General features: G+C 67.3%; 7 protein-coding genes and 1 tRNA gene. 7 read left to right on the top strand and 1 reads right to left on the bottom strand.

Annotated features, from left to right (window positions below):
- Positions 1–309: 309 nt before the first annotated feature.
- From AC1DZ6_RS15900 to AC1DZ6_RS15890, 3 genes are all read left to right on the top strand, one after another.
- On the top strand, positions 310–2,307 hold the full coding sequence (locus AC1DZ6_RS15900; protein WP_477098127.1) for an acetyl-CoA carboxylase biotin carboxylase subunit: 1,998 nt from the start codon (positions 310–312) through the stop codon (positions 2,305–2,307).
- Between the two features lie 40 nt (positions 2,308–2,347).
- Entirely contained in the window at positions 2,348–2,749 is a 402-nt protein-coding gene (locus tag AC1DZ6_RS15895) for a DUF805 domain-containing protein (protein ID WP_477098126.1), read from the top strand.
- 62 nt (positions 2,750–2,811) lie between these two features.
- Positions 2,812–3,216: a DUF805 domain-containing protein gene (locus AC1DZ6_RS15890; protein ID WP_477098125.1), complete on the top strand. Its 405-nt coding sequence runs from the start codon at positions 2,812–2,814 to the stop codon at positions 3,214–3,216.
- Between the two features lie 147 nt (positions 3,217–3,363).
- On the opposite strand, the gene lipB is transcribed toward AC1DZ6_RS15890, so the two are convergent.
- Positions 3,364–4,089 carry a lipoyl(octanoyl) transferase LipB gene (gene lipB, locus AC1DZ6_RS15885; RefSeq protein WP_477098124.1) on the bottom strand — a complete coding sequence of 242 codons (726 nt, stop codon included), beginning with the start codon at positions 4,087–4,089 and terminating at the stop codon, positions 3,364–3,366.
- Positions 4,090–4,159: 70 nt separating this feature from the next.
- On the opposite strand from lipB, the gene AC1DZ6_RS15880 reads away from it, so the two are divergent.
- The 4 genes from AC1DZ6_RS15880 (at position 4,160) to mgtE (ending at position 6,692) form a co-directional block, all read left to right on the top strand.
- The gene (locus AC1DZ6_RS15880) at positions 4,160–4,411 is read left to right on the top strand and encodes a FliM/FliN family flagellar motor switch protein (protein ID WP_028040691.1); all 252 of its coding nucleotides are present in this window, start codon (positions 4,160–4,162) and stop codon (positions 4,409–4,411) included.
- 59 nt (positions 4,412–4,470) lie between these two features.
- Positions 4,471–4,905, top strand: coding sequence for a hypothetical protein (locus tag AC1DZ6_RS15875; protein ID WP_477098123.1), 435 nt, complete (start codon positions 4,471–4,473; stop codon positions 4,903–4,905).
- A gap of 88 nt (positions 4,906–4,993) precedes the next feature.
- Positions 4,994–5,078: transfer RNA gene (locus AC1DZ6_RS15870), tRNA-Leu, on the top strand.
- Positions 5,079–5,222: 144 nt separating this feature from the next.
- Positions 5,223–6,692, top strand: a complete 1,470-nt coding sequence (gene mgtE / locus AC1DZ6_RS15865) for a magnesium transporter (protein ID WP_477098122.1) — start codon at positions 5,223–5,225, stop codon at positions 6,690–6,692.
- Positions 6,693–6,716 lie beyond the last annotated feature (24 nt).

The following is a 6,716-nucleotide window of genomic DNA, read 5'->3' as shown; positions in this document are numbered from 1 at the left end:
GTCGCGGCGGGGGCGGTCTGGGCCAGGACGGGGCCGGCGGCCAGGGCGGCGGCCAGGGTCAGCAGCGCGAGGGCGGGACGGAGCATCGACGGTTTCCTCTCAGGTCGTGCGAACAGGCGGGCAGGGGAATCGTCTCGCGAATGCGAACGAAACCCTGGGCGCTGAACGTCACTCTTCATTGCGGCCGCCCTTGGGAAACCGGTGTCATGGACAATGTCACGCTGCGGCGCCGTTGCAAACCTCTGGCGGCCTGCTAGTGCCTGTCCAACGAGACAACGAGAAACGACAAAAAGCGTAGGGAACGGCCGGATGTTCAAGAAGCTGCTGATCGCCAACCGGGGCGAAATCGCGGTCCGCGTGATCAAGACCTGCCGCCGTCTGGGCATCAAGACCGTCGTGGTCTACTCGGACGCCGACGCCGACAGCCTGGCCGTGGAAATGGCCGACGAGACCGTGCACATCGGCCCTTCGCCCGCCAACCAATCCTATCTGGTGGCCGACAAGATCATCGCCGCCTGCAAGTCGACCGGCGCCGAGGCCGTGCACCCGGGCTTCGGCTTCCTGTCCGAGAACGCCGGCTTCGCCCAGCGCTGCGCCGACGAGGGCGTGGTGTTCATCGGTCCCAACCCCGGCGCCATCCGCGCCATGGGCGACAAGATCGAGAGCAAGAAGTTCGCGCAAGGCTCCGGCGTCTCCTGCGTGCCGGGCCACATCGGCGAGATCGACGACACCGGCCACGCCGTGACGATCTCCGAGCAGATCGGCTATCCCGTCATGATCAAGGCCAGCGCCGGCGGCGGCGGCAAGGGCATCCGCGTGGCCTGGAACCAGAAGGACGTCGAGGAAGGCTTCCCGGCCGTCCGCGCCGAAGCCAAGGCCAGCTTCGGGGACGACCGGATCTTCATCGAGAAGTTCATCGAGAGCCCCCGCCACATCGAGATCCAGGTGCTGGGCGACAAGCACGGCAACGTCGTCCACCTGTTCGAGCGCGAATGCTCGATCCAGCGCCGCAATCAGAAGGTCATCGAGGAAGCGCCCAGCCCGCTGCTCGACGAGGCCACCCGGGCGGCCATGGGCGCCCAGGCCGTGGCCCTGGCCAAGGCCGTGAACTACGACAGCGCCGGTACGGTCGAGTTCGTGGCCGGCCAGGACAAGAGCTTCTTCTTCCTGGAAATGAACACCCGTCTGCAGGTGGAGCACCCGGTCACCGAGTTGATCACGGGGCTGGACCTGGTCGAGCAGATGATCCGTTCGGCCTGGGGCGAGAAGCTGGCCTTCGAACAGAAGGACCTGAAGATCAACGGCTGGGCCATCGAGAGCCGGATCTACGCCGAGGACCCCTACCGCAAGTTCCTGCCCAGCATCGGCCGCCTGGTCCGCTACGACCCTCCGGAGGAGGGGCAGCATGAAGGCTACGTTGTCCGCAACGACGGCGGCGTCCGCGAGGGCGACGAGATCTCGATGTACTACGACCCCATGATCTCCAAGCTCTGCACCTGGGCGCCGACCCGCCTGGCGGCGATCGACGGCATGGGCCGGGCGCTGGAGGACTTCCACATCGAGGGCCTGGGCCAGAACATCCCGTTCCTGGCGGCCGTGATGGACCAGGAGCGCTATCGCTCGGGCGTCATCTCGACCAACTACATCAAGGACGAGTTCGCCGACGGCTTCAAAGGCGTGGATCCCACGCCCGAGCAGATCGACCTGCTGACCGCCGTGGGCGCTGCCATGCAGCGGGTCTACGCCGCCCGGTCGCGCAACACGGACGCCGGCCTGAGCAATCCCGTCCGCACCGCGTGGGTCGTGGCCGTGGGCCACGCCAAGCGGCCGGTGACGCTGTCGGGCGAAGGCGACGACCTGGCCGTCGAGCTGACCGGCGAGGGGCGCACCCTGCACCTGGAGACCCTGGACTGGCGTCCGGGCAAGCCGGTGTTCCGGGGCAAGCTGGACGGCAAGCCGTTCACGGTCCAGGTGACCCCCGCCGCCGAGGGCTTCACGATCCGCCACCGCGCCGCCAAGGCCAAGGTGCTGGTCCTGAGCCCGCGCTCGGCCGAACTGCATGACAAGCTGCCCGAGAAGCAGGCCGCCGACACCTCCAAGCTGGTGCTGTCGCCGATGCCGGGCCTGGTGGTCAGCATGGACGTCGTCACCGGCCAGCAGGTCCGCGAGGGCGAGGTCGTCTGCGTGCTCGAGGCCATGAAGATGCAGAACATCATCCGCGCCGAGCGCGACGGCGTGGTCAAGGCCGTCAACGCCAAGGGCGGCGACCCGGTGGCCGCCGACGAGGTGCTGGTGGAGTTCGCCTAGGCGTGGTGATGTCCCAAGCTCAAGCTTGGGGGAAGATTCGATGACGTTGATGCAGATGCTGTTCGGTTTCGAGGGACGGATGCGTCGCCGCGACTACTGGCTGATCATCATCGGCAAGTACGTGGTTTCGTTCCTGATCGGGGCCATCGTCTTCGCCACGACCGGCGACACGGGCCAGAACGGTTTCGGGGCCATCAATGTCGCCCAACTGATCCTGTTCGTGCCCCAGCTGTGGATCTCCATCGCCATCGCCCTCAAGCGCTGTCACGACCGCGACAAGGGCGGCGGCTGGGTGGCGTTCTTCTGGCTGGTGCCGATCGTCGGCTGGATCTGGGGTCTCGTCGAACTGGGCTTCCTGGACGGCACCCAAGGGCGCAATTCGTATGGCAAGTCGCCCAAGGGCATCGGCTCCGCCGATCCGCTGGCCGAAGTCTTCGCCTAGGTCTTTCGCACGACCGCGGCGCGGCCTAGGTTCGGGCTATCGGAGTCGCTGGGGCCTGCTGAATGAACGATCGCGCGGAATGGTGGGACCTGTTCCTGTCGGCCTCTGGCCGGACGGCGCGCGGTCCGTTCCTGATCGCCTCGGCCGCGCTGTTCGTCTTCGCCGTCGTCTACGAGGCGACGGGGATGACCATCCACCTGCTGACCGGCTGGCTGTTTTATCCGCCGCTGCTGTTCTTCGCGACCTGCCTGCTCTCCAAGCGCCTGCATGATCGGGGACGGTCGGGCTGGTGGGCGGCGCTGATCCTGCTGTCGCTGGTCGCCGTCTGGCCGACGCCCACGCACGTCCTCGACTTCCTGTTCGCGGGCATCGTCGTCTGGGCGATCGTCGAGCTGGGCGTGATGCCGGGCGAGCAGGGCGCCAACCGCTACGGGGCGAATCCGCTGAAGCCGGCCGGTGTCGTCTAGGCCATTTGATATTCCGCTCATCCCGGCGAATGCCGGGACCCAGATGGAATGGCTTTGAGGCGGACGCTAGAAGCGCTGAGTCCCTCCAGTCATCCACACCGCCAACGGATCTGGGTCCCGGCGTTCGCCGGGATGAGCGGACAGAATTTAAACCGGCGGTTCCGCCGTCTCGACCGGCCCGAACACCCGCGTGAAACCGGCGCGCAGCGCCTCGTCGGCCTCGTCCATCGTCACCGGGAGGCCCAGGTCGACCAGGCTGGTGACCCCGTGCTCGGTCTGTCCGCAGGGCACGATGCCCGAGAAGTGCTCCAGGTCGGGCTCCACGTTCAGGCTGATGCCGTGGAAGCTGACCCACTTGCGCAGCTTGACGCCGATCGCGGCGATCTTGTCCTCGCGCGACCAGCCGGGGCCCTTGCGCTCGACCCAGACGCCGACCCGGCCCTCGCGCATCTCGCCGGTCACGTTGAAGGCGGCCAGGGCGTCGATGATCCAGGCCTCCAGCGCCGTGACGAAGGCCCGCACGTCGCGGCCGCGCTTGGTCAGGTCCAGCATCACATAGACCACCCGCTGGCCGGGGCCGTGATAGGTGAACTGGCCGCCGCGTCCGCTCTCGAACACCGGGAAGCGGTCGGGGGCGATCAGGTCGGCGGGCTTGGACGACACGCCGGCGGTGTAGAGCGGCGGATGCTCCAGCAGCCAGACCAGTTCGCCCGCCGTGCCGTCGGCGATGGCGGCCGCGCGGGCCTCCATGGCGGCAACGGCTGCCGGGTAGGGCACGTACCCGGTCGAAACCGCCCACCCCGGCGGCGCGCCGTCGGGCGCTCCCAGCAGCGGAAACGCCTTATTTTCAAGGTTTAACGGGCGATCAAGCATACGGCCTTAGTCTTGCATCGGATGGCGCGCGGCCGAGCTCGGTCGCGAGTGAAATCCAGGGACTTACTTCGTGAGCCAGGTCAACGCCGTCAATGTCGAGATCTCCGTTCTTTTGGGGCGATCGATCCTGCCGATGCAGCAACTGCTGCGCATGGGCCGCGGCGCGGTGATCCCGCTGGACGCCAAGACCAATGACGAGGTCTGGATCCTGGCCAACAACCACCCCATCGCCCGGGGCGAGATCCAGATCAGCGACGACCGCATCGCCATCCAGGTGACCCGCGCCGCCGACGTCTACGACTACATGGCCGGCGGCACCTAAACCGCCGTTGCTCCCTGGCCGGAACCCGGCCAGGATCGTCGCCACCGATAGGAGGCGACATGCGTGAAGTCCTCGGAATCCTAGCCGCCCTGTCGGTGCTGGGCGGCGTCGCCGCCGCGCCGGAAGCGCTCGCGGCCAAGCCCTCGCGAAGCGGGCTCTACGAGAACGTCCGGATCTCCGAGGAAACAGGGGACGAAGGCGGGATCCGCATCCGCGTGAACGAGGGTCCCTCGCCGACCGTGGATTTCACGCTCTGCGAAGGCGCGTGCCTCGACATGAAGCGGTTTCCCGCCAGGATCGACGGCGACCGCCTGGGCTTCGTCTATGTCGATCGCACCGTGGACCTGGCCGGCCGACCGGCCTCGGAAACCCGCGCCAGGGTCGATGGGCGGTTCGTCTCCGACGGGTTGATGGTGAAGATCGACTTCCTGGACTACGCCGGCGACGACCACGATCCGTACGTGCTGGTCCGACGCGTCAAGGAACGGCGCTGAACCCCCGTTTCCTGAAGAACCGCGCCGGATCGCAACTCGGCTCTTTCCAAATCAAACTCAGTTTGCTACCTGCCGCGCCTCACCACGAGCGGTCGTGGCGGAATTGGTAGACGCGCAGCGTTGAGGTCGCTGTGGGGCAACCCGTGGAAGTTCGAGTCTTCTCGACCGCACCAGGTGAGACAACGGCTTAGAGCGCGCTTGGCGAAATCGGTTTCCGACTCGCCAGGGGCGCTCTAACCATTTCCGGGGAAGGGCTTGGCCCTTCGCAGCTTCAGGTCACGCGCAGGACTCACGTCTTACGAACTCAGGAGGTCCCAATGTCCCGGGAAACAACCGACCTGACAGACGATCCGCGCCACAATCTGCTCATTCCCGACCCTCAGGCTATTGGGCCCGAAGCTGTCGAGGATCTGGAAGACCTCGCGCTCGGCGACGACTACGCCCTCAATCCCGAATATGTCGAGATGGTCATCGACGCGGCCGATCGCGGCGACACCGCGCGGCTGCGCGAGCTGGTCCACGCCCTGGAGCCCGCCGACGTCGCCGACCTGATGGGCTTCCTGTCGGCCAACTACCGCGAAGAGGTGATCCCGGTCCTGGATCCCGAATGGCTGGGCGAGATCATCGCCGAGCTGGACGACAACCTGCGYGAAGAGGTCCTGGAGGCCACGCCGTCGGTCACCCTGGCCCGTGCGCTGGAGGAACTGGACTCCGACGACGCCGCCGACGTCATCGACGACCTRGACGATCGCAAGCGCGCCCAGGTTCTGGCGGCCATGGACCACGCCGACCGCGCGGCCATCGAAACCGCCCTGGCCTACGAGGACGAGACCGCCGGCCGCCTGATGCAGCGCGAGTTCCTGGCCGCGCCGCAGTTCTGGACCGTGGGCCAGACCATCGAGCACGTCCGGGAGTCCGGCGACCACCTGCCGGAGCTGTTCTTCGACGTCTATGTGGTCGACCCGTCGTATACGCCGGTCGGGGCCCTGCCGATCAGCCTGCTGCTGACCAGCAAGCTGGAGACCCCCCTGGCCGAGATCATGGAGGCGGTGACCGAGATCTCCGTCGAGATGGACCAGGAGGAGGTCGCCTACATCTTCGACAAGTACCACCTGATCAGCGCCCCGGTCGTCGAGGCCGGCGGGCGGCTGGTGGGCCAGATCACCGTCGACGACATCGTCGGGGTCATCCGCGAGGAAGCCGAGGAAGACATCCTGGCCCTGGCCGGTGTGAGCGACGCCGGCCGCGACGCCTCGGTCGTCGACATCGTCCGCGCCCGCCTGCCGTGGCTGCTGCTGAACCTGGTCACCGCGACCATCGCCGTCAGCGGCGTGGCCGTGTTCCAGGGCGAGATCGCCCAGCTGGTGGCCCTGGCCATCCTGATGCCGATCGTCTCGTCCCTGGGCGGCAACGCCGGCACCCAGACCCTGGCCGTGGCCGTGCGCGCCCTGGCCAGCAAGGAGCTGACCACGGCCAACGCCCGCCGGATCATCCTGCGCGAGCTGGGGGTGGGCGTCGTCAACGGTTGCACCCTGGCCCTGGTCATGGGCACGGCGACCTATCTGTTCTTCGGACCGGCGGACCATCACGACAAGCTGGCGATCATCGTCGCCCTGGCCTTGATCGCCAATATCTTCACGGCCGCGGCCGGCGGGGTGCTGGCGCCCTTGGCCCTGGCCAAGATGGGACGCGACCCGGCGGTGTCCTCGTCGATCTTCGTGACCTTCCTGACCGACTTCACGGGGTTCTTCGCGGTCCTGCTGATCGCGGCGCTGTTGTTGCACTAGCAGGGTCAGAACGCGGCCGGCCGC

The sequence above is a fragment of the Caulobacter sp. P1_B12_2 genome (assembly GCF_056406675.1).
Note: the sequence above shows the minus strand (reverse complement) of the source record. Positions and strands in the feature narration are given on the sequence as shown.